A 22,463-nucleotide genomic window follows, 5' to 3' on the forward strand; every position below is an offset into this window, starting at 1 on the left:
GCTGACCTCCGCAGTCAGGAGCGCGTTCTCTCGTCCCAGCCGGCTCACTTGGCTGTGGTCCGGTTCAAAGATCTTTCGGGGAAGTGATCTTGAGGAAGTTGAGCGGAGAGAAGTGGTGCGTGTCGCGCGGCGTGTTGCAACCATAAGACTCCGCTCAACTGCGGTGAGCAACCATTTCTCTCCCGTCAATGGGTCAGCAACCATTTCTCTCCGGTCAATGGACGTCAGCAACCACTCGACTACCGCTCGATGGCGGTTCGGGCCAGGCGCTACGAGGGTTGGGTGTTCCAGTCGGGTCATCGGGTGTGAGTCCGGTCCAAAGATCCCTTCGAAGCGATCTTGAGAAAGTTGGCGTGAGAGAAATGGTGCGTGTCGCGAGACGCGTCGCCACCACTTCACTCACGCCAATCAGGTTCAGCAACCATTTCTCTCACGCCAACGAGCCTCGGCAACCATTCGACTACCGCTCGGTGGCGGTTCGGGCCACGCGCCACTTCTCTCACGTCAACGAAGCACGGCAACCAATTCACTCAGGCCAATGTGGGCCAGTAAACCTTGCGCCCGAATCGAATTCACTGATCATCTGCCCCGGGCCGAACCCGTCGAAGCCATCCCTTCCCCTCCGTCCCGGGGAGCAGGCGACCGATCACGTTGTCCGCGTAGTCGATCCTGGACGTTCGCGATGGACCGGACCATGCGAGTCGTCGCAGTGTTCCTCCAGCACCGGGAGTAGGCGGTCGGCGGCCGAGGTGACCGCGTTGGTGACCGGCTGACTGTGGTCGACTTGCAAAGTGGTGTGGGTGATTTCGTAGTCGTGGTCGAGCAACCGCTCGATTTGTTGACGCAGGCCGTGGCAGTCGGCGCCCGGCTGGACCAGGACATGGGCGGACAGCGCAACGTTGCCGGAGGTGATCTGCCAGACGTGCAGGTCGTGCACCTCGTCGATGCCGGGCATTTCGACAAGTCGCCTGCCGAGCGCGTCCGGGTCGACGCCTGCGGGCGCCGCCTCCAGGAATATGCGGCCGGATTCGGAGACCAGGCCGAGGCCTGCCTTCACCATCAGCGCGACGACCACCAGGGTGGCGATGGCGTCGGCGCGGGCGAATCCGGTGAGCAGCACGACGATGCCTGCAACGGCGGTGGCGATGAAGCCGTACAGGTCGTTGAGGACGTGCTGGAATGCACCCTCGACGTTCAGGCTGGTCCGGTTCGCCTTGCTGATCGACCAGGCCGCGGCCACGTTCACCACGATGCCGACGAGCGCGGTGATCACCACGAGCCCACCGGTCACCTCGGGCGGGGACAGCAGGCGGCGGATCGCCTCATAGGTCAGCCAGCCTGCGAGCACCAGCAGCGTGATGCCGTTGGCCTGGGCGGACAGGATCTCGGCCCGCTTGAAGCCGTAGGTGTATTTGCCGCGGGCGGGCCGAGCGGCCAGCCGAATCGCGGTGAGCGCCAGCACGATCGAGGCCGCGTCGGTGAGCATGTGCGCGGCATCGGAGAGCAGCGCAAGCGAATTCGCCAACAGGCCGATCACGACCTCGACCGTCATGAAGCTGACGATCAGCCCAAGCGCGAGCGTCAGCCACCTGCGGTCGGCGTCACCGGACACACCATGCGAGTGCGCGTGCCCATTGCCGTGCCCATGTCCGTGCTCGTGTTCGTGTCCCATGCCGCCCGCTTTCATCACCGCCATGTATGCGCATGTCTGCATCAATCGTACCCACCTTAGCCCACCCTATGCCGCCCGCAACCCGCTACCCCGGATGACCTGAATCACAGCCCACAACCGGGCGCGTCCAAGCCGCGGGCGTCCACCGGCCAGGAGGTGCGCTCAGCCAATAGCCCAAAACGCGCCGATTGGCCCGACCACGAGACGCCTGTACGTCGGTCCGATGCCCAAACCACAGGCATGCACCGGCTATCAGACGCGTTCAGCCAGCAGCCCTGGAATGCGCCGACGGACCAACCATCAGATGTCCAGACCGCGGGCAAACACTAGCCACTAGGCAGGTCCAGCCAATAGCCCCCCGACGCACCGACGCACCGACGCACCGACGCACCGACCACGAGACACCCCGCACATCAGTCCGATGCCCGAACCACAGGCGCCCGCCCGCCGGAAGACGCGTTCAGCCAGCAGCCCTGGATGTGCAGGTGAACCGACGACGCCGAGATCTCCAGGCGCGGGCAAGCACCCCAGCCACTGAGCAGGTCCGGCAAACAGCCCCCAGGTGCGCCGACTACGAGACGCCCACACGTTGGTTAGGTGGCTGAACCGTAAGCGTGCATCAGGCGTGTTCGACCAGCCGAGGAGCGCACCGATCTATCGCGCGATGCCGCATGACCATCACTAGTGCCGCAGGTCAGATACCCGAGGCCATTACGGATACAACCTCACGGGTTGTCGTGGACGCGCCGGACCAGTTCGCGCATCTGCGCGGTGCTCAGCTCGCCGCGGGCCCACTGCTCGACTACTGCGGCTGCGGCGGCGTTCGGTGCGAACCCCTCTAGTCGCACCGTGGCGAATGCGTGTAGTCGTCCACGTCCGCGGTCACTCATCGCGCACCTTCGGCGCCTCGCCGGGCCACCGAATCGATGGCGACGGAGATGGCGAGGACGGCGCCGGTCACCATGAATCGGACCGACGAGTCGACGTTGAGCAGCAGCATGCCGTTGGTGATGGACTGGATGACCAGGATGCCGAGCAGGGCCGCATAGGCGCGGCCACGGCCGCCGAAGAGGCTTGTCCCGCCGATCACCGCGGCGGCGATGGCGTTGAGGAGGATGTCGCTGCCGCCGGAGCTCTGGTTCACCGCGACCAACCGGGACGCGGCCAGGATGCCGCCGAGGGTGGCCAGCGCCGAGCAGCCGACGAACGCGGCGATACGAATCCCGGTGACGTTGATGCCTGCCCGCCGCGCCGCTTCCGCATTGCCGCCGACCGCATAGATGCGGCGCCCGAAGACCGTTCGGCGCAGGATCAGGCCGACGACGAGTACAAGACCACCGAAGATCACCAGGGTCAGCGGCACTCCGCGATCGGTGTTCAGCACCAGCACGACACCGCCGAGCAGCGCGGCCAGGCTCCCCGAGCGCACCACGATCCACACCGGCGTCGAGGCATCGAGCCCCGCACCCACCCGTTGATGCCGGGTGACCAAGCTCGCGGCGAGGTGACCGCCGGCCAGCAGCGCCACGAGCAACCAGCCGAGCACGGCAGGCAGCCAGGTGTCGCTGATGGTGGCGATGCCCCGATCGAACGGCAGGTTGACCGTGCCTTCCTTGCCGAGCAGATACAGCATCAGCCCCTGCCAGCCGATCAGCCCGGCCAGCGTCACCACGAACGACGGCATGCTCAGCATCGTCCGCATGAGCCCGTGCAGCAGACCGATCGCGGCGCCGACAGCAATGGCGGCGAGCACCGCGAACACGGTGTTCCACCCGTGCCGCACATAGAGCAGCGTCATCACCACGGCCGTCAGACCGCTGACCGAGCCGGCCGAAAGGTCTATTTCCCCGAGCAGCAGCACCAGCACGATGCCGAGCGCGATGGTTCCGGTCGCGGCCATCTGCAGTGCCAGGTTGGTGAGGTTCTCCGCCGAGAGGAAGTGCGCGTTGAGCCGATAGAACACCACCGCGATGATGACGAGCCCGATCGCGACCGGCACCGAGCCGACCTCGCCGCGGCGCAGCCGGTCCAGCCCGGCATCGACCAGTCCGCGTGCCTGATTCGCTTGCCAGATAGGTCTTTTCACCACAATGTCACTCATGACGGCACCTCGCCACGGTCGATTCGGCCTGCTGCGGCGCACGCTGGGACATGAATCGATTCGCTACGCTCTCTCATCGCCGCACCTCGTCGCGCACTCTCCGGTGATGTCCGATGCCATCTGCGACATGGTTGGTTCGCTGCGCTTTGTCATGCGGCCGCTCCTGTAATCGCTGCCACGATATCTTCTTGAGTCGCTTTTGCGGTCTCGAACTCGCCTGCATTGCGACCGAGGCGCAGCACAACCACGCGATCACTCACCGAACGAACATCGACCAGATTGTGCGAAATCAGTAGCACCGCAAGACCTCGCTCACGCAACCTGCCGATCAAGGCAAGCACCTGAGCGGTCTGTTCGACGCCGAGCGCGGCCGTCGGTTCGTCGAGAATCACCATCCGCGGCCGCCCGAGCAGCGCCCTGGCAATGGCGACCGACTGCCGCTGCCCGCCGGAGAGCGCGGACACCGGCGCGCGCACATCCTTGATCCGTACGTCGAGCGAGGCGAGCAGGTCGCGCGCGCTACGCTCCATCTCGATCTCGTCGAGCACGCTCAGAATCGTGTTCTCGGCGCCGAGATGCAGGTTCGCGACGACATCGAGGTTGTCGCACAGCGCGAGGTCCTGGAACACCGTGGTGATGCCGAGCGCTTGCGCGTCCTGCGGGCGGGCGATCCGCACTTGCTCGCCCGCGAAGACGATCTCGCCCTCGTCGGCGACGGTCACTCCCGAAATCGCCTTCACCAGTGTCGATTTGCCCGCACCGTTGTCGCCGACCAGCGCGACCACCTCGCCTGCGCGCACCTCGAGGTCGGCACCGGCAAGCGCCTGCACCGCGCCGTACCGTTTGGTCAGCCCCTTCGCCGCGAGAACCGTTGTGGTAGCCGTCATTTGATGCCTGCGGCTTGGCACGCCGCCGCCACGTCCGGCGTGCAGATATCGGCGACCGAGTAGAGGCCGTCCTTGATGATGGTGTCCTTGATGTTGTTCTTGCCGACCGCGATGGCCTCGAGCAGATACGACGGGATGTCGGCGACACCGTTGTCGGTGCGCGCCGGCGCCGTCGGCTTCTCGCCCCTGGTGAGCGCCACGGCGAGCTCGGCCGCCTTCTCCGCCTGCGCACGGTAGTCGAGGTAGATGGTCATGGTCTGCTCGCCGGTCAGAATCCGTTGCACGCCTGCGAGTTCCGCGTCCTGGCCGGTCAGCGGCGGCAGCGTCGCGTAGCCCGCCCGCTTCAACGCGGCGATCGCGCCGCCGGCCATGCCGTCGTTGGCGGAGTAGACGCCGACGATCGCGTCCTTGCCGAGCGCGGTGATGGCCTGTTCCATCTGCTGCTGCGCCTTGTCCGGCGACCAGTCGGGAGTGTCGAATTCGCGCCCGACCTTCACCTTGCCGTCGAGCGCCTCGTGCGCGCCCTTCTTGTAGTCGCCCGCGCTCGGGTCGGTCGGCGAGCCGTTGATCACCACGACCTGCCCCTTCTCCGCGGTGCCGCGCTTGTACAGCTCCTCGAGCAGTGCCTGGCCCTGCACCTTGCCGACCTTCACGTTGTCGAACGACACGTAGTAGTCGTAGTCGATGCCGGAGATCAGCCGGTCGTAGGCGATGACCGGGATCTTCTTCTGCCGCGCCGTGTTCACTTGCGGCGCAACGGCATCCGCGTTGACCGCGTCGAAGACGATGACGTCGGCGCCCTGGGTGAGCGCGGATTCGAACTGGCCCTGCTGTTTTGCCGCATCCTGATCGGCATTGAAGTAGAGCACCCTGCACTTGTCGCAGAGTTGCTTGACTTTCGCCTCGAACAGCGGACGATCGAAGGCTTCGTAACGAGTTGTCTTGGATTCCGGGAGCAGGAGTGCGATCGTCGGGTTGTCGCCACCCGACTTCGCATCGTTCGCGCTGTCGCCGGAGCTACAGCCTGCCACCAGGACGAGTGCGGCCGTCGCCGCGCTGAAGAGCTGAATACGACGCATGAGGTCACCGTGCCGAGAGGAGAGCGAGAGCGCCCGGTTGAGCGTTGGTAAGAAAGGTAGTTTACTAACAACGACGTGTCCAGTGGTACGAGCAGGAGGATTGATGAGTAGGGTCGGCAATCCCCAGCTCCTTCGGACGATGAACGAGCGGCTGCTCCTCGACTACCTGCGCGTCAGCGGACCGGCATCGCGTGGCGAGCTGGCCAAAGCCAGCGGGCTCTCGAAACCTACCGTGTCAGCGGCACTTTCGGGTTTGGAACAGGCGGGGCTCGTGCAACTCGTCGGCTCGCTGAGCGGCAGGCCCGGCCCGACCACCGCGCTATACGACGTCAACGTGCGCGCGGGCGTGGTGGCAGGCATCGACATCGGCAGGCACTGGATCCGACTCGCCGTGGCCGACCTGCGCGGCGAGTTCATCGCCCGCCGCGACGTGCGCAACACCGCGCGTTCGGCCCCCGATCTGGTGCGGCGGGTGCGCACACTGGCCGACGAGGTGGCCGACTCGGCTGGAATCGATTGGACCGCAGTACATTACGCGGTGATCGGAAGCCCGGGCGTGCTCAATGCCGACACCGGCCGGTTGGACTACGCCCAGAATCTGCCGGGCTGGGGCCGCGCCGGACTGGTCGGCCAGCTGCGCGACGCACTCGGCGTCGAATCGACGATCGAGAACGACATCAACCTCGCCGCCGTCGGCGAACTGACCTTCGGCGCAGGAGCCGGACTGCGCAACTTCGTGCTCATCTCGATCGGCACCGGCGTCGGCATGGGCATCGTGATCAACGGCGAACTCTACGTCGGCAACAGCGGCGCGGCGGGCGAGGTGTCGTTCCTGCCCGCCACCGAGGTCGACGCTCCCCCGCTCGATGCCCGCGAACGCGGCATGACCGAAACCGTCGCCGCCGCAGGCGGAGTCGCGCGCACGGCCGAGCAAATCGGACTGCCCGCAGCCTCCGCGAAGGAGATCTTCGCCGCAGCGGCCGCAGGCGATCCGCGCGCCATGGCCGTCGTGGAGGCGGAGGGCCGCAGGATCGGCGCGCTCGTCACCGCGGTCGCCGCGATCCTCGATCCCGAACTCGTCGTGCTTTCCGGCGGCATCGGCAACAACCTGGAGCTGCTCGGGTCGGCCATCGCGCGGCGGATGGCGGAGCTCGGTCCGCTGCGGCCGCGCATCGTCGCCAGCACGCTCGGCGACGACGGTGTGCTCACCGGCGCGGTGTCGCGCGCGTTGTCGGTCGCCCGCGATCGACTCTTCGAAAGGCGTTCAGCGGGAGTCTGATTCAAGCGGTCAGCCGGCTGGCGCCGGTCGTGTTCAGCGGGAGTCTGATTCAAGCGATCGGTCGGCTCGCGCCGGTCGCATTCAACGGGAGTCTGATTCGCGCGGTCAATCGGCTGGCGCCGGTCGCGTTCAACGGGAGCCTGATTCGGGCGGACAGCCGACTCCCCACCGATCGGCCTCAGCGGGGGCGGCACTTACGCGAGCAGCCGACGCACGCCTGTTGATTCTGCGTGCGTCGGCTGACGGCGGTCGTCAACGGGCGGTGAGCGGTGGCCCGTATGCGGGCCCCTTCGGCTCTGCGAAGACGACGGGGCAGGCCCGCTTCATCCGCTCCATGGACCCGTTGAGCGAGGTCAGCGCCGCGCTCACGGCGTCAGCGACCGGTTGGGCCGGGCTGTTGTTGTCGATGGCGGTGTTGAAGTCCGCCAGCGCGGTGTTGAGTTGGCCGCCCGCGGCGGCGACATCGCGGTAAGCGCCGCCGATGAGCTTCGAATCCATCTTGTCGGCCACCGGATTGATGGTCGCCGCGACCTGATTCGACAGCGCCATCCCCTGGGACGCACGAGATTTCACTTCGGCGATATCGCCGCGCTGGGCGGCGGGGCCTAGCCCGTCGAGCTGTTCGGACAGCTGCCGGAACGTCTCGCGCAGACTGGCGACGGCTTGCCCGCCGCTGGTGCAATCCGCGGTCGCCGGGTCGGGCGGGCTGTTGCGGTCCGCGTCGGCGGATCCCTCGCTCGAACACGCGCCGAGCAGCGCGGCGCCGAGCAGGAACAGGAGCGCGAGGGAGGTCACGCCGAGGGAGGTCTTCCCTCGGCGTGCCGTCCGCTGACCTCGTGGGTTACCCATGAGTCAGCACCGTGAGGATCGCGTTCTGCACGGCAGGCAGGAAGACGAGCGTCAGCACGACCGCCATGCCCACCCCTGCCTGGATCTGCCGATGCCGGTTCCACCACCCGATCGGGGCGGTGCGGGACCGGGTATTCCATGCGACGCCCGCGGCGGTGGCCACCTCGTTGCTTTCGTAGTAACCGAACGCGACGGGCGCCGACCGGACGTCGAGCAGACCACCGAGCGCGTCAGCGGAGCCTACGCCGGAGCCGATAGTGCGCGAATCGAACATGCTGCCAACCCTTTCGGTGGTCCTGGATCTTCGGTAACCGGCGTCAGCCGATGATGTTGCTGCTCCACGGCTGCATCAGCTCGTCGTAGACGGCCTGGGTGAACTCACCCTGGCCGACCAGGTCGCTGAGCACCGCGGCGGTGACCGCCTGGCCGACAACCGTGACCGCGCCGATCGAGCCGAGCGACTCGAACAGGCTGGTCAGATCGCCGGGGGCGGCGGCAGCGCTCGGCGCGGTGGCGTGGCCGGCGATCATGCCCGCGACCTGGATGTTGCGCGAGCGGCCGAACGCCTTGGCGGTGGCGGCCGCGATGTTCATCGGCTGCGCCGCGGCGGCCTGCGAGTTCATGCCCTGGCCGAGTCCGGCGAGCAGTCCGGCGAGACCGCCCTCCAGCCCGGCGCCGAAGCCTGCGCCGTTCGACATGGCCGTGACCTTGTCCTGGGCCAGCTTCGACGCGGCGGCCTTGAGCTTGTCCTTCTCCTCGGCGGTCAGCTGGGCGGACCGCTCGATGATGCGGACCACGTCCTGCCACTGCGGGCCGTAGAGGTACTCCAGGTGCAGTGTCTCCATCGCGTGGGTCATGTCGATCTCCTCGTGTTCGGTGTATCAAGTGGAATGACTTGGAGCAGTTCAGGATTCGTCAAAGCTCAGTGGTCAAAGGAAACGCTGACCAGCTGCGGTGTTCGGTCGTGCGTCACCGCGTCGGTGGCCCCCTTTCCGGTGTAGGGCAGCTCCGAGTACGCGACCGGCTGCGGCGCGGACGCCTGCTGGCTCGGCAGCGGGGCGAGCAGTTGCTGCAGTGAGGCGGCCAGCTGCTCGAGGCTCGGATCGTCGGGAATGTCGTCGAGGAACTGCGTTCCGGTCGTCGCGGCGCCGCCGCCGACGCCACCGAGCGGACCGTTGCGATCCAGCGCGGCGCGAATGCCGGAGATGATGCCGACGCGGGCGCCTGGGGTCAGCAGCACCGCGATCGCGAGGGCGAGTGCCGCAAGCGCGGCCGCGCCCACCACGGCGAGCGGTGTGCCGATCAGTGCGGCGAGTGCGGCCAGTGGCGAGAGCGCCAGCGCGATCGCACCGACCGCGGCGAACGGCAGCGCGATGGCGAGCGCGGGCAGGACGACGGCGAGCACTGCGGCCAGCGCCGCTGCGGCCGCGGCGGCGATGGCACCGCCGAGCAGCAGCTTCGGGATCTCGATCAGCGCGAACAGGCCGAGCGCCGCCAGCGGCAGACCGACCAGCGCGGCCAACGCACCACCGGCGAGCAGCACCGGAAGGGCAAGCAGCGCAAGCGCACCCACCACGGCCAAGGCGCCGACGGCCAGCGCGCCCAGTGCCAGCGCACCGCCGACCAGGCCTGCCACGGCGAGCGCACCGAGCGCAAGCGCACCGCCCACCAGCAAGACCGGAAGGGCAAGCAGCGCAAGCGCACCCAGCGTCAGCGGCAGGCAGATCAGCAGCTTCACCGCGACGAACGCCGCGGCCGCCAAGGCAAGACCGCCACCGACCAGCAGGACCGGGAGTCCCACCGCCGCAAGGGCGAGCGCGCCGACGACCAGCACCGGCAACGCGAGCACCGCCAGTGCGCCGAGGGCGAGCGCACCGACCGCCGCCGCCGCGATGCCGCCGATCACCAGGACCGGAAGGGCAAGCAGCGCAAGCGCACCCACGGCGGCCAACGGCACACCGATCAGTGCAGCGAGCCCGGCCAGCGCACCGCCGATCAACACCACCGGCAGCGCGAGCAACGCGAGCGCACCGAGCACCGCCAACGGAACACCGACGGCCGCGGTCAACGCCCCGCCGATCAGCAGCACCGGAAGCGCAAGCAGCGCAAGCGCACCGACGGCGGCGAGGAGCAGCAGCGGCACGATCGCCAGGAACGCCACCGGAATGCCGATCGCCAGCGCACCGAGCAGGATCACCGCGCCGACAGCCACCACCGGTGCGGCGAGGACTGCGAGGACGGCGAGCGCACCCAGCGCGGCCAACGCCAGCAGCGGCACCACGACGAGAGCGAGCAGCGCAAGCACCGGCAACGCAAGCACGGCCACCGCGAGCGCACCGAGAGCGAGCACCGGCAACGCGACCACGGCGGCAACGGCCAGCACCGGAAGTGCCACCAGCGCAAGCGCACCGAGCCCGGCCAGCGCAAGCACCGGCACCGCCAGCAGCGCGAGCACCGGCAACGCAAGCAACGCCAGCGCACCGAGCCCGGCCAACGCGACCAGCGGTGCGAGCACCAACGCAACCACGCCGAGAGCGGCGAAGTCGAGCAACAGGCTTGCCGCGAACAGCGTCACCGCGAGTGCACCGGTCACCACGGCAAGCGCAACGCCGATCACCGCCGCGAGCGCGGGCAAGGCGAACAGACCGATCAGGCTGACGCCGACGCCGAGTGCCGCGACCACCAAACCGGCCACCAGCACCGGCGACCACACCGCGAGCAATGCCAGCGCGATGACCGGTGCGAGCGCGGTCGAGACCACCACCGCGAACGGTCCGAAGACCAGGAACGGCAGTGTCAGCACCGCGGCGAGCACGAACCCGACCACGGCCACCGCCGCCGTCGCGACCACCGCGACCAGGGCGAGCGCTGCGGCGATCACCCAGCCCGCGAGCACGATCGCGCCGAGGCCGAGGCCGCCGACCCCGATGGTCGCCAGCGCGAGCACCGCCATGATCCCGAAGGCCGCCGCCGCGAGCGGCACGGTGACCAACAGCAACGGCGGGAACACCGCGGACACGGCGACGAAGACACCGAGCGCCAGCACCCCGAAGAACACCCACGCGGCCACCAGGCCGAGGCCGATCGCCCCGACGAAGCCGGCGAGCAGCGTGCTCACCACGGCGACAACGCCGATGGTGCCGAGCACGCTCAGCAGCAGCCCACCGAAGATCAGCGGCAGCGCGATGAGCGCGAGCGGCGGGTTGATCACGATCAGCGCCAGCGCGGCGAGCGCGAGCATGACGAACGACAGCGCGGAGATCACCAGCCCGCCCGCGAACACAGTGGCGACGGCGGCAAGGCCGAGCGCGAGCAGGCCGAGCACGATGGCGCCGCCGCCGAGCCAGGTGACCACCACGAACGCCGCGGCGACCACCATCAACGCAGCCCCGGCGATGATCGAGAAGGCAAGGGCGCCGAGCAGAATCAGCGGGATCGCGTACGGCATGGTGACCATCAGGAACAGCGAGGCCACCAGTGCGGCGCCGACCAGGCCCGCGATCGCGAGCAGGACCGTGCCGGTCAGGGCGAACACCGAGAACGCGGCCAGCGCGAAGCCGCCGAACAGGACCGTCAGCCCCAGCGCCACTGGAATCGCGACCAGGCCGATGAACAGCAGCGGCGCCAACAGCGGGCCGAGGATCGGAATGCCGATCACCAGCGCCGCGGTGGCGAGCAGCCCGCCGACCACTGCGAGGGCGACACCGACCGCCGCGAAGGCGGCGAAGACGATGGCGCCCGCGGCAAGTCCGCCCCAGAACACGGCGGCTGCGACGAGCTGAATCGCGGTGGCCACCAACGCCAGCGCGAACAGTGCGATCACGGCAACGCCAGAGACGACCGAGAGCACGAGGAGCCCGGCGAGGGCGACCACCGCGAGGAGCACGCCACCCGCGAGGCCGACCGCACCGAACAGCACAGCGGCCACCACCGCGAGCGCGAGCACGATCGGCACCAGGACGAGCCCGAGCGGAGTGAGCAGCGACAGCAGCCCCGCGCCGACGATCAGCCCGGCGGTGACCAGTCCGGCGACACCGAGCACGCCGAAGAAGGCGGCCGCGGTGGCGATCAGCGCGACAACGCCGAAGGCCAGCGCGCCCGTGAAGAGCACCGGCGCGACGATCAGGCCGAGGAACGGCACGAACACCGTGGCAAGCAGGGCCGCAACGGTCAGCACGACGAATCCGACGACGCCGAGCACCAGTCCACCAGCCAGCACCGCGACGGCAAGGGCGATACCACCGACAGCGGCCACCGCGATCGCGGCGATCAGGCCGATGACGACGACCGGCGCCAGCACCGCGAGCGCGATCAGCACGACCGGAATCGCGATGAGCAGCACCGGAATCGCGATCAGCGCGAGCACGATCAGCACCGGGATCGCCAGCACCGCGAGCGCCAGCCCGCCGATCACGAGCGCGCCGAGTACCAAGGGCGCGAACAGGATTGCGCCGAGAACCACCGCGCCGAGCGCGAGCACCGCCGCGACGCCGAGCCCACCGACGAACAGCAGCGGCACCACCGCGAGCACCGCGACCACCGGAATGGCGAGCAGGCCGATCGCGGTGGGGTGGCGGGCGTCGGAGATCATCGCCCGCACCGATTCCCGGATCTGGGTGAAGACCGCGCCGATGGCGGCGGCCGGGTTCGACGCGAGGGCGAGCAGCGGCGCGAGGAACGCGAGCGCCCCCGCGTTGCCCGCAAGCTGCGGCGCGAACAGGCCGACCACCGGCGCCGCGAGCGCGAGCAGGCCGGGCGGCAGCTGTGCCACCGAATCCTGGTGTCCGGCAGCGGGTTCGGTGAGCATGTCCCGCAGCGCCTTGGCCGGGTCCGGTCCGTCCTTGGGGAAACCGAACAGCGTCCGCGCCTGATCGATGAGGTCGTCGATGGCCGGTGCGCCCGCGTCGCGGCGGGTGCCGGCGAGTTGGGTGGCCTGCTCGACGAAGTTCAGTAGGTCGTTGACCGGGCCACGCAGCGGGCCGTCGGGGAACGTCGTGTCCGCCCAGGTGGCCAGCTTGTCGAGCTGGATGCCGGAGCCGTTGATCTGCGCGACGTTCGCCGCGAGGTCGGCGAGCGGCGAGGGGGCAGCGGCCTGGCCCGCCGCGTTCGTCACGGCCGGTCCGCCCTGCCCGCCGAACCACGGGGCAGGCGGTGCGTCCGCGCCACGGAAGGTGTCGATCGCCGAGTTCACCTCGTCGCCGAAGGGCGTGTACTGGTTGGCCGCGCCCGCGGCGTTGTTGAGCGCGCCGTCGATCGCGTCCTGCTGCGCCGGATCGAGCAGCTGTCCGGCCACGTCGCCTGCGCCGGACAGTAGACCGTTCAGGTCGCTCGGCGGTGCCGGAAGTTCGAAGTCGGCGGAGGCGTTGCCTGCGCCGATCATGGCGGTCGCCATCGAGGCGAAGGTGGCTGCGGCGTACAGGCCGCGACGATTGCGTACAACCTCTTTGCGATGGCGGCCTGCCGCCTTGGTTTCTCTGGTTTGTTCCTTCGTGACTACGCGCATTAGCTCAAGCCTCTCCATACACCCGCCCGGTAGGACGTTCTGGTTAGGACGCGCGCTTGGCCCTGCTGGGATGTGAAGGCTCTCGGCGCGGAAGGGCATGCCCGGGGAAGTCCGGCGTCCGGATCTAGACCGGACCGTTTTCGGCCAGTGCACACACCGCGGTCGAACCGCCGCCATCGCGACCGATGGTCGGGCCGATGTGGGTGTGTGGCATGCCGAGAATGTCGCGGCAGCGGATGAAAGCGTGTGCGCCGTCGCCCGCGCCGGGTTCACATGTGAGCGTTAGTTGATTGGTAACAGAGGTATCGGTCGTGCATCCGGAAAGGGCGGGGTCCGCGGCAGCGTTGCCCGGTCCGACAAGCAGTCCGCCTGCCAGCACTGTGCACAGCATCAGCAGCACGGCCGTCAGGGCACGACTCGACGTGAGCCGCACCCTTTGCTGAACGTTTGCTAGATGTGCCATGGGGTCCATGGTTCGCGCCAAGCAGAATGACAGTCAACATAACGGAGATCACTATCGGTCATTTCGCCAGGTTGAATGGCAGTTTTTTCTTTAGACACGGTGTAGCGCATAAATGAAGCGTTAACGCCTCTGTACTCGACCCAGCAACCAGTCTATGATTCGACGCCCAAATTGGGCGAATGACCAGTTCATGAAGATGGCCGGTCAGAGCTATGAAGTCCGCACCCGTCGATGCCTCTATCTCTTGTGTCTGCGGACGCTACAGACCGCGCAACTGTTTGCTACGCCATTCTCCGGTCATCGTGCGCCATTCTCGGTCAGCGGCAGAAAGTGACCGGCGCCACGAACACCCGCATCGATTAGCTAGGCAACGGTGGCGGCCTGCTGTGCCGCGATGACTTCCTCGGCGGTCCGCTGACCGGACCGGATCGCGCCCTCGATGTACCCCGACCACTCCGTTGCGGTCTCGCTGCCCGCCCAGTGGATCGCACCGATCGGCTGCCGCAGCGCCGACCCGATGCTCGTCAGCACCCCCGGCGGGAAGAACGCGCCGTAACCACCCCTGGTGTAGGGGTCGTCGGCCCACACCTGCTCGCGCCAATCGATCGGCTCGCGGGCTGCGTGCCCGAACGCGCGGACGAGCGAGCCGACGATCATGGCCCTGCGCTCCGCGGCAGGCAGCGCGGCCAAACGATGGGCGGCACGGCCAGGCACGAGGACCCCGAGACACCCAGGACCGCCGGGACGGGTGGCGTCGAAGGTGACCGGGACCGGGTCGTAGAGATTCAGCGCCTGGCCGGTGAGCTTGTCGTCGCGCCAGAAGGGTCGCTCGTAGACGGCGAAGGCCTTCAGCACCGAACCCATCGGCATCCGCTGGGTCAGCTGATCGCGGGCGGCAGGCAACGGCGGGTCGTAGGAGATCCGCCCGGCCAGCGTCGGCGGCACCGCGACGATCACGTGCCCGGCCCGAATCTCACCGAACGATCCCGCCACCGAAAGACCCTGTGCCACTTCGCGAATCGCCGTCACCGCGGACTCGAGCCGCAGCGCATCACCGAGCTCCGCGGCCATCGCACGGGCCGGTCCGTCGGCGCCGTCGACGAACAGCCGGGTCACCGTTTCCGCCGTCACGCCCGCCTCGACGCCGCCGGTGCCCCTGATGGTGGTGAGCAGCGCGAGCATCGAGACGCTGCCGACGTCGACGCACAACTCCTCACCGATCATCACCTCGGCCAGGTGCCTGGACCTGCGCTCCGGCAGATTGCGGCGCAACCAGGTCGCCGCGGTCATCGCGTCGAGCCGATCGGCGCCGGGCGACGCCCACGGGCGCGTCAGATCAATGCGGGCCGCCATCCGCTCGATCCGCCACATGGCCTGCCCGAGCACGAGCAGCACGAGTGGCGACAGCGGCGGTGTCGTTCCGGCGAACGGCCGCCGGGCCGCGCCCTCGACCAGGAGATTCGCGCCGTCGGACGGCGAAGCATAGGTGTCGGCGCCATACGCCGCCGCGAGCGCGGCGAACTCGGTGTGGCCGCCCGAGATCCATTGCCCGCCTAGATCAATGGCCCAATCACCGGCGAGCCGATCGGACCGCACCCGGCCGCCGACGCGCCCGCTCGCCTCCAGCACGATGACCGTACGGCCCGCCGCTCGCAAGGCGCGTGCCGCGCACAGCCCCGCATATCCGGCACCGACCACAACCACGTCAGCGTGGTCCATGCCGGCCCTCCCGTCGCTCAGGGTTCGTTGCACACCACTGTTGATCACCCTCGGCCGATGCGCAACCGTTCGGACGTCGACCACCGAACCTGATGTCGCGGTATCGATCCGGCGGCCAGCTCCTCCGGACGATGGCCCGGTCAAGACGCGAAACTCCGGAGAATTTGCTCGCAAATTGCCCGGAAGTGACAAACTGGCGCAATGGCGGACACCTTGGCGATCGTTGAACCGGGCTCAGCCGAAAGAGGACGGCGGGCCAGGAAACGGGTCGGACGGCGAACGCTCGGCGTCTGGGAATCGCCCGCCGATCGTGGCGATCCGATCGCCGTTCTCGAACGCCAAGCCGCGACCAGGGTCCCCGAACTGGTCCCGATTCGCTACGCCAGAATGGCGGCGGGACAATTTCCGTTTCTGCGGGGCGCGCCCGCGATCATGGCGGCCGACCTCGCCGCCTCGCCGAACAGCGGCCTCACCGTCCAATTGTGCGGTGATGCGCACCTGTCGAACTTCGGCCTTTTCGCCTCGCCAGAGCGCACGCTGGTGTTCGATCTCAACGATTTCGACGAGACGCTGCCTGGCCCGTTCGAATGGGACGTCAAAAGGTTGGCGGCCAGCATCGCGGTCGCCGCACGGTCCAACGGCTACCCGGACGCCGAGGCCGAAGTGGCCGTCGCCGGCGCAGGCGCGGCCTACCGGGAGGCGATGAACCAGCTGGCAGGCCTCGGCGAGCTCGAGGTCTGGTACGAGAAGGTGGACGCCGACCAAATGATCGCGCCCATCCAGAAACCCAAGCGCCGCAAGAACGTTGAGCGAACCATCGCCGACGCACGGGCACACACCCACCTGCACGCCCTCGCCAAACTGACCGAACCGGACGCCGATGGTGTCCCGCGCATCCGGCACCGCCCGCCGCTGCTGATCCCGATCGAGCAGTTCCCGACCGGGCAGATCGACTCCGAGGTGATCCAGCAGGCGTTCGCGGATTACCGCGGCACGCTGCCCGAGGAACGCCGAGTGCTGATCGACCGGTACGAGCTGGTCGACTGGGCAGTGAAGGTGGTCGGCGTCGGCAGCGTCGGCACCCGCTGCTTCATCGCGCTGCTGGCTGGACGGCCGAGCGGCAGCCCGCTGTTCTTGCAGATGAAGCAGGCTGAGCATTCGGTGCTCGCGCCGCACACCGCGGCGAGCAGGTTCCGCAATCAAGGCCACCGAGTGGTGCACGGACAGCGGCTGATCCAAGCCACGAGCGATATCTTTCTCGGCTGGGGGACGGGCGCGGATGGTCTGCACTACTACTGGCGCCAGCTCCGGGATATGAAGGGCGGCGTAGTGATCGAGGAGATGTCGCGCTCCTATCTCCGTGCCTATGCGGCACTCTGCGGGCACACCCTCGCCCGCGCGCACGCCCGCTCCGGCGACCGCGTGGCTATCGCGGCCTACCTCGGCACCAGCGACACCTTCGACCGTGCGATGGCCGATTTCGCGATCGCGTACGCCGACCAGACCGCCGCTGACTACGAAACATTGCTTGCCGCAATCGAATCCGGACGCGTGGTGGCGGCAGCGAAGGCGTATTGAGCCTTCAACTCGCGCGGCGGGAGCGGTGCTCGGCCACGTGCACCCGGTTCGAGCAGCGCGTCGAACAGAAGCGGCGTCTGCCGTTACGGGAGGTGTCGATGAAGACGTCCTCGCACCCGTCCCTGGCGCAGCGGCCGATGCGATTCGGGTCGTCACAGAACAAAGTGGCGAGCCCGACAGCGGTGTAGGCCTTGACGCGTTCATGTACAGGTGCACTTTCATCTGCGAAGTGCAGGTGTGGGTTACGTCCGTCGTGTACTGAAATGTATGGCCTGCTCGTGGTTTTCGCGAGCAACGCGTTGAGCTGAGCGACCGTCGGGTTGTCGAACATCGCGTCGAGTTTTCGGATCCAGCGCCGGAGCTCCACAGTTTGCGCGTCGGATACCGGGCCGAGAGGTTTGTAATCCGAGGCCGCGAGCAGCGCCACGAGATCCGCGTCCCGATCGGCGTTGACCAGCCGAGCAGCCAGTTCCGCCGCCGCGCCGCCGTAAGGGTTGAAATGCATAAAGCCATTACACCAGGCTTGGCCTCATGAGCGTGAATTGCCCCTCCTGCGACTGGCCTGCACCGACAGTCGTCTCCGCGCACGGCACCGTCCGCTATCTGCGCTGCGTCTGCGGCCAGTGGCTGATCGTCGACGATGGTCTCGTTGTGGCCACAACCGGAAACAGCCTGTTCGGTAGGCGCGATACATCACAGAGGTGAAGATCCCGAAAGACTGTGGTGTGCCCGGTTGTTCGAGCTAGCCTCGATGGGCAGTCTCATGTGGAGGGATCGACATGACCACGGCTACCGCCATCCGGCCGTTGGCACCGAGCGAGGAGATTTTCGCGGGTAGCGAAGTTCTCGTCGGCTATTCGGTGCGGCTGTCTGGCCGGTTGAACCTATCCGCGTTGGCCGCGGCATTCGACGCCGTCCTCCGGGCCTACCCGGCGCTCGCGGCCCACCTGGAGCCTGCCGGACGCGGTCATATCCTCGTCGGCGCCCCCGGCGCCCCACCGGAAATCACCGTCGTCGATGGCGATCCTGAACAGTTGCTGGCCGGGGCACGCCTGGACCAACGCACCGCGCTCGCCGCGCTGTGCGTAGTCCGCGACGGCGACCACGTCGGGGTGACGCTGGTGACCCACCACAGCATCGCCGACGCGTGCCACTCGCTGGCCGTGCTCGCCGAGCTATGGTCCTGCTACACCGATATCTGCCAGGGACGTCCGCCGAATCCGGCGATGCACGGATATCCGGCCGCGGTCGAAGACCTGCTGGTTTCGCGTGGCGTCGAAAAGGTCATCGGCGCGCCTGCCGTCGTGCGACCGTTCGCGGTCGCCGAACCACTCACCGCCGCCCCGCCCGCAGTGCCGGACGCGGCCTATCTCCTGCCGCTGACGGCACGGTGCAGGCTGACGAAACCGGAAACCGCCGCACTGGCCGACCTCGCGCACCACGAAGGAACAACGATCAACGGCCTCGCGTCGGCCGCGATCCTGCTCACCGAGGCCGAACTGCGTGAACTACCGCTGACCGAACTCAGCTACACCTACTCCGTCGACCTGCGCAACCGGGTCACCCCCGTGATCGGCAGCACCGAAGGGACGAACATCCTCGGGTTCGCCGACTTCGTGCCCACCCGTGCGGTGGGTACCACACTGATCGGGCTGGCCCGCGGCATCAGCGAAGCCCTGCGGGACGGCCTCGCCACCGGAGCCGTGCAGCAGTCGCCACTGCACATCCCCGATATCGCGTCCACCCCGCCGCCGCGCGCCCCCGGCATCGTGCTCGCGACGAACTGGGGCAGGATCAGCCCGCCACGGATGCCGGACAACTTGCGCATCAACGACTTTCGCTCCGTGATGCTCGCCAAACCGGACAAGGCCGGGCATCGGCTGCAGCAGCCGAGCGGCACCATCATCATCAGCACGTTCGACGATCAGTTGAGCATCGAGATCCATCATCCCGAGGAGACCACGGCGCAACAGCGGCTGCGGGTGCGTTTGCTCGCGTCGCACTTGGACGCGGCCCGCGAGGTCGGGGCCGCGTAACCCCGTCCGGCCGGATGGTCCGTCGGCGCATATCCTGTGCTCGAGTCGGCAGCGAGGGGTTCGGGTGATGGTGGAGACGACGGTGATCGGCACGTCGGCGAGTACGCGTTGGGCTGAGCATGCGCGCTTGCGCGGAGCGGTGCGGAGAGCGGAAATTCCTGGTGGACATCAAGTTTGGGTTGTCGCCGGGTACGAAGAGGTGTCCGCACTACTCGCCGATCCACGGCTCAGCCTCGACAAGCGGCACTCGGACGGCCAGTACACCGGTTACGCACTTCCGCCGGCACTGGACCGGAACCTGTTGAACATGGACGGCGACGAGCACGGAAGGATCAGAAGGCTTGCTGCGCCTGCCTTTTCCCGACGCTCCGCCGACAGTCTGCGCGCGGCGGTCGACAGAATCGTCGGCGAGGTGTTCGCGGCGCTGGCCGAAAATGACGGCGCCACTGTCGATTTGCTCGATCAGCTGTGCGTTCCGGTGCCGGCGCTGGTCATCGGGGAACTGCTCGGCGTACCCGATGACCTGTACCCGGCGCTACGCGATGCCGCGAACACCATGTTCACCTTCGACGGATCGAAAGAGTCCGGCCGACAGCTTGTTCAGGCCATCGGCTGGCTGACCGAAACGTTCAGCACCCTGGTTGCCGCGAAACGCGCTGCCCCGGCCGATGATCTGCTCAGCGGCTGGGTTCGAGCCAGGGACGACGAGGAGGCACTCACCGAAGACGAGTTGGTGTCGCTGGCCTTCCTGATGATGATGGCCGGCCTGGAAAACGCGGTGTTCACCTGCGCCAACATCATCGTCGCGCTGATCGGTTCCGGTGCGGCCGCACAGGCAGTTTCGGCGTGGCCGCAGCAACGCGGCGGACTCATGGAGCAAGCGAACCCGCTGCCGTTCGCCTTCCGGCGATTCCCGGTCACCGACCTCACCGTCGGCGAGACCATCATCCCCAAGGGCGACACCGTCTTGCTGTCACTCATCGGCGCCGACTCGGACCCGGCCCGCGGCGACCGGCCGAGTCTGCTGTTCGGCCGTGGCCCGCACTACTGCCTCGGCGCCCAGGTCGCCGATCTGATCGTCGACGCCGTCGTGCCCGAACTGTTCGTCCGCCATCCCCGGGTGCAACTCGCGATTCCGGAAGCCGAACTCGTCTACCGCTCCTCGTGGCGCTCGCACGGCCTGCTCGCCCTCCCGGTGATCCTCACCCCCTGAGCACGAAACCGGTCTGAGATGGCGGTGAAACGCCGCTCCAGGAGGGTGGTTCCCGGCCGGAAAACCGTTTGCTCCGGCGTGCGTGCGGCACTTTGATCGTCCCTGGCACGCAACTCGTCACAGATGAAGGGGAGCTCTATGACCACGTCCACTGTTGTCCGCCCGCTCGCGCCGAGCGAGCAGATGTTCGCGATGATCGGCGTCTACGTCGGGTATGCCGTCGGGGTGTCGGGGCGCCTCGATCTCGGGGCACTGTCGGCGGCCTACGAGGCTGTTCTGCGTGCGTATCCGGTGCTGGCCGCGCGCCTCGAACCGTCGGAGGGCGGTGGCCATGCCATCGTCTCCTCGACCGGAATCACGCCGGACATCGTGGTCGTCGACGGTGATCCCGATCGTCTGGTCGGGGACCAGAAATTCGATCAGGGCACCGCGCTGAGTGCGGTGTGCGTGGTCCGCGACGGCGAGCGCACGAGTGTGACCTTGCTTACCCATCACAGCATCGCGGACGGCTACCACTCCTTGGAGGTGCTCGCCGAACTGTGGTCTTTCTACACCGATGCGGTGCACGGCCTTTCGCCGGAACGGGAGGTGCGCCCGTACCCGTTCCCAGTCGAGGAACTGCTCGCGGAACGCGGCATCGAGAAGATCGCGCTTCCAGTTCCGGACGCGCCACCGCCCGCTACGGAGACCGCCGAACCAGTGGTGCCGGCGTCGACCGCCGACGAGGACGACTGGCAGCTGGCACCCTTCAGCTCACGGTGCCGCTTCTCCGAGGCCGAGACGGCGGCGCTGGTCGACCTCGGGCATCGCGAGGGCGTCACGATCAACGGCCTGGTCTCCGCGGCTGTCGTGCTCAGTGAGGCCGAGCTCCGCGGCCTGCCGTTGACCGAGATCGTCTACACCTACCCGGTCGATCTCCGTACCCGCGTCACCCCGCAGGTCGGCAACACCGACGGCACCAATCTGATCGGCTTCGCCAACTACCTCCCCACCGGCCCCATCGAACTGGTCGACCTGGCCCGCAGCATCTGCGAGTCGCTGCGGGTCGGCCTGGAGACGGGCACCGTGCACCAGACGCCACTGCACATCCCGGACATGATGGCGGCTGGCGCGCCCGCCCCGGTTCCCGGCATGGTCATCGTGACCAACTGGGGCCGGGTACCGGAACTGCGCAGCCCGGAGGAGTTGCGGTTCACCGACTTCCGCTCCACTCTCGTCGCCACCCCGAATCCCGATATGCCGCAGCCGACCCCGCCGGGCGGCGGCGCCTGCATCCTCAGCACCTTCGACGGCCGTCTGAGCATCGAGGTCCACCACACGAAATCGGCTGCCGCACAGCAACAGCGGCGGGTAGACGCCTTCGCGGCGAAGCTGCGCGCCGCCATTTCATAGCCGGGACAACAGTTCCGGCGCGAGCAGGAGCTGGGCCAGGCTCTCGGCCACCCAGTTCTCCGCGTCCGCGCCGGACCAGCCCCGGTCTTCGATGAGCGAGCGGTAGACATCGTAGGTCGTCATCGCGTACAGCATGTCCGCCGCTCGCTCCGCCGAGAGACCTTGGCGCAATGCATTTTTCGCTGCCAGGTCGGGGGCGATGTGCCGAGGTCCCTCGTACCGGCCGCGTTCGGCCTCGGCCAGAAAATTGCCGACCTCGGGGTCCGCCGACGCGGTCATCCGCATGACATCGAGCAACCCCATGTAGCGCTCCGACACCTGCCGCATATGCCTGGCGTAGCGAGCCAGCTGCTGGACCGGATCGGGTTCGGCGAACAGTTCGCGCACCCACTCCCGCTCCGGCGGCGGGGTGCCCGCCTCCTCGTCGGGCCCTGCCACCAATACCGCGGCGGCCTCGGCTAGCACCGCGACCTTCGTACCGAATGCCTGATAGATCGTCTGCACGTGGACGCCTGCCGCGTCGGCGATCGCCTGCAGTGTTGTTGCGGCATAGCCGCGCTCGGCGAACAGCGCCGCGGCGGCCTCAGCTACCCGGCGGCGGGTGGCACGACGACGGCCACCGCGGGGCTGGATCGGTCTTGACATGCTCGCCATCATATCTATAGTTCACTATATAGTCAGCTATAGGTGAG

At 67.9% G+C, this 22,463-nt stretch carries 19 protein-coding genes; 6 read left to right on the forward strand and 13 right to left on the reverse strand.

What is annotated here, in order from left to right; genetic code table 11:
- Positions 1–646 precede the first annotated feature (646 nt).
- The 3 genes from NA11_RS38330 to NA11_RS38335 form a co-directional block, all read right to left on the reverse strand.
- Positions 647–1,672, reverse strand: a complete 1,026-nt coding sequence (locus tag NA11_RS38330) for a cation diffusion facilitator family transporter (RefSeq protein WP_141718084.1) — start codon at positions 1,670–1,672, stop codon at positions 647–649.
- A 725-nt stretch (positions 1,673–2,397) separates the two neighbouring features.
- Positions 2,398–2,562 carry an antitoxin VbhA family protein gene (locus tag NA11_RS46020; protein ID WP_167837821.1) on the reverse strand — a complete coding sequence of 55 codons (165 nt, stop codon included), beginning with the start codon at positions 2,560–2,562 and terminating at the stop codon, positions 2,398–2,400.
- On the reverse strand, positions 2,559–3,773 hold the full coding sequence (locus tag NA11_RS38335) for a sugar ABC transporter permease (protein WP_141718080.1): 1,215 nt from the start codon (positions 3,771–3,773) through the stop codon (positions 2,559–2,561). Before NA11_RS38335 ends, NA11_RS46020 begins: the two co-directional genes overlap by 4 nt.
- Between NA11_RS38335 and NA11_RS46025 the strand changes: the two genes are divergently transcribed.
- Positions 3,772–3,942, forward strand: coding sequence for a hypothetical protein (locus NA11_RS46025; RefSeq protein WP_167837822.1), 171 nt, complete (start codon positions 3,772–3,774; stop codon positions 3,940–3,942). The genes NA11_RS38335 and NA11_RS46025 overlap by 2 nt on opposite strands.
- On the opposite strand, the gene NA11_RS38340 is transcribed toward NA11_RS46025, so the two are convergent.
- Together NA11_RS38340 and NA11_RS38345 are read right to left on the reverse strand one after the other, a co-directional pair.
- A complete protein-coding gene (locus NA11_RS38340) occupies positions 3,923–4,660 on the reverse strand; it encodes an ATP-binding cassette domain-containing protein (RefSeq protein WP_069166998.1) in 738 nt (245 codons plus the stop codon). The genes NA11_RS46025 and NA11_RS38340 overlap by 20 nt on opposite strands.
- Entirely contained in the window at positions 4,657–5,739 is a 1,083-nt protein-coding gene (locus NA11_RS38345) for a sugar ABC transporter substrate-binding protein (RefSeq protein WP_069166999.1), read from the reverse strand. The genes NA11_RS38340 and NA11_RS38345 overlap by 4 nt, the downstream gene beginning before the upstream one ends.
- Positions 5,740–5,842: 103 nt before the next feature.
- Between NA11_RS38345 and NA11_RS38350 the strand changes: the two genes are divergently transcribed.
- On the forward strand, positions 5,843–7,018 hold the full coding sequence (locus NA11_RS38350) for an ROK family transcriptional regulator (RefSeq protein WP_069167000.1): 1,176 nt from the start codon (positions 5,843–5,845) through the stop codon (positions 7,016–7,018).
- Between the two features lie 252 nt (positions 7,019–7,270).
- On the opposite strand, the gene NA11_RS38360 is transcribed toward NA11_RS38350, so the two are convergent.
- The 6 genes from NA11_RS38360 to NA11_RS38385 all read right to left on the reverse strand — a co-directional run bounded on the left by NA11_RS38360 (position 7,271) and on the right by NA11_RS38385 (position 15,552).
- Positions 7,271–7,867 carry a hypothetical protein gene (locus NA11_RS38360; RefSeq protein ID WP_141718081.1) on the reverse strand — a complete coding sequence of 199 codons (597 nt, stop codon included), beginning with the start codon at positions 7,865–7,867 and terminating at the stop codon, positions 7,271–7,273.
- Positions 7,860–8,141 (reverse strand): hypothetical protein, encoded by a 282-nt coding sequence (locus tag NA11_RS38365; RefSeq protein WP_069167003.1) that lies wholly within the window; start codon positions 8,139–8,141, stop codon positions 7,860–7,862. The genes NA11_RS38360 and NA11_RS38365 overlap by 8 nt, the downstream gene beginning before the upstream one ends.
- Positions 8,142–8,184: 43 nt before the next feature.
- Complete coding sequence (locus NA11_RS38370) at positions 8,185–8,724, reverse strand: hypothetical protein (RefSeq protein WP_069167004.1); 540 nt, start codon at positions 8,722–8,724, stop codon at positions 8,185–8,187.
- A gap of 65 nt (positions 8,725–8,789) precedes the next feature.
- Positions 8,790–13,370 carry an MnhB domain-containing protein gene (locus tag NA11_RS38375; RefSeq protein WP_069167005.1) on the reverse strand — a complete coding sequence of 1,527 codons (4,581 nt, stop codon included), beginning with the start codon at positions 13,368–13,370 and terminating at the stop codon, positions 8,790–8,792.
- A 124-nt stretch (positions 13,371–13,494) separates the two neighbouring features.
- Positions 13,495–13,833, reverse strand: coding sequence for a hypothetical protein (locus tag NA11_RS38380; protein WP_245746516.1), 339 nt, complete (start codon positions 13,831–13,833; stop codon positions 13,495–13,497).
- Positions 13,834–14,196: 363 nt separating this feature from the next.
- A complete protein-coding gene (locus tag NA11_RS38385; protein ID WP_069167029.1) occupies positions 14,197–15,552 on the reverse strand; it encodes a flavin monoamine oxidase family protein in 1,356 nt (451 codons plus the stop codon).
- Positions 15,553–15,753: 201 nt separating this feature from the next.
- On the opposite strand from NA11_RS38385, the gene NA11_RS38390 reads away from it, so the two are divergent.
- Positions 15,754–17,130 (forward strand): DUF2252 domain-containing protein, encoded by a 1,377-nt coding sequence (locus NA11_RS38390; RefSeq protein ID WP_069167007.1) that lies wholly within the window; start codon positions 15,754–15,756, stop codon positions 17,128–17,130.
- 4 nt (positions 17,131–17,134) lie between these two features.
- Here NA11_RS38390 and NA11_RS38395 read toward each other — a convergent pair whose 3' ends face one another.
- The gene (locus NA11_RS38395) at positions 17,135–17,635 is read right to left on the reverse strand and encodes a CGNR zinc finger domain-containing protein (RefSeq protein ID WP_069167008.1); all 501 of its coding nucleotides are present in this window, start codon (positions 17,633–17,635) and stop codon (positions 17,135–17,137) included.
- 274 nt (positions 17,636–17,909) lie between these two features.
- Between NA11_RS38395 and NA11_RS38400 the strand changes: the two genes are divergently transcribed.
- The 3 genes from NA11_RS38400 (at position 17,910) to NA11_RS38410 (ending at position 21,771) form a co-directional block, all read left to right on the forward strand.
- Positions 17,910–19,166, forward strand: a complete 1,257-nt coding sequence (locus tag NA11_RS38400; protein WP_069167009.1) for a phthiocerol/phthiodiolone dimycocerosyl transferase family protein — start codon at positions 17,910–17,912, stop codon at positions 19,164–19,166.
- 199 nt (positions 19,167–19,365) lie between these two features.
- Complete coding sequence (locus NA11_RS38405; RefSeq protein WP_084655441.1) at positions 19,366–20,379, forward strand: cytochrome P450 family protein; 1,014 nt, start codon at positions 19,366–19,368, stop codon at positions 20,377–20,379.
- A 138-nt stretch (positions 20,380–20,517) separates the two neighbouring features.
- Complete coding sequence (locus tag NA11_RS38410; RefSeq protein WP_069167011.1) at positions 20,518–21,771, forward strand: phthiocerol/phthiodiolone dimycocerosyl transferase family protein; 1,254 nt, start codon at positions 20,518–20,520, stop codon at positions 21,769–21,771.
- On the opposite strand, the gene NA11_RS38415 is transcribed toward NA11_RS38410, so the two are convergent.
- Positions 21,766–22,416, reverse strand: coding sequence for a TetR/AcrR family transcriptional regulator (locus NA11_RS38415; protein WP_167837823.1), 651 nt, complete (start codon positions 22,414–22,416; stop codon positions 21,766–21,768). The two genes, NA11_RS38410 and NA11_RS38415, sit on opposite strands and share 6 nt — an antisense overlap.
- Positions 22,417–22,463 lie beyond the last annotated feature (47 nt).

Origin of the sequence: Nocardia altamirensis NBRC 108246 (assembly GCF_001612685.1) — a bacterium.
Taxonomy (GTDB): Bacteria; Actinomycetota; Actinomycetes; order Mycobacteriales; family Mycobacteriaceae; genus Nocardia; species Nocardia altamirensis.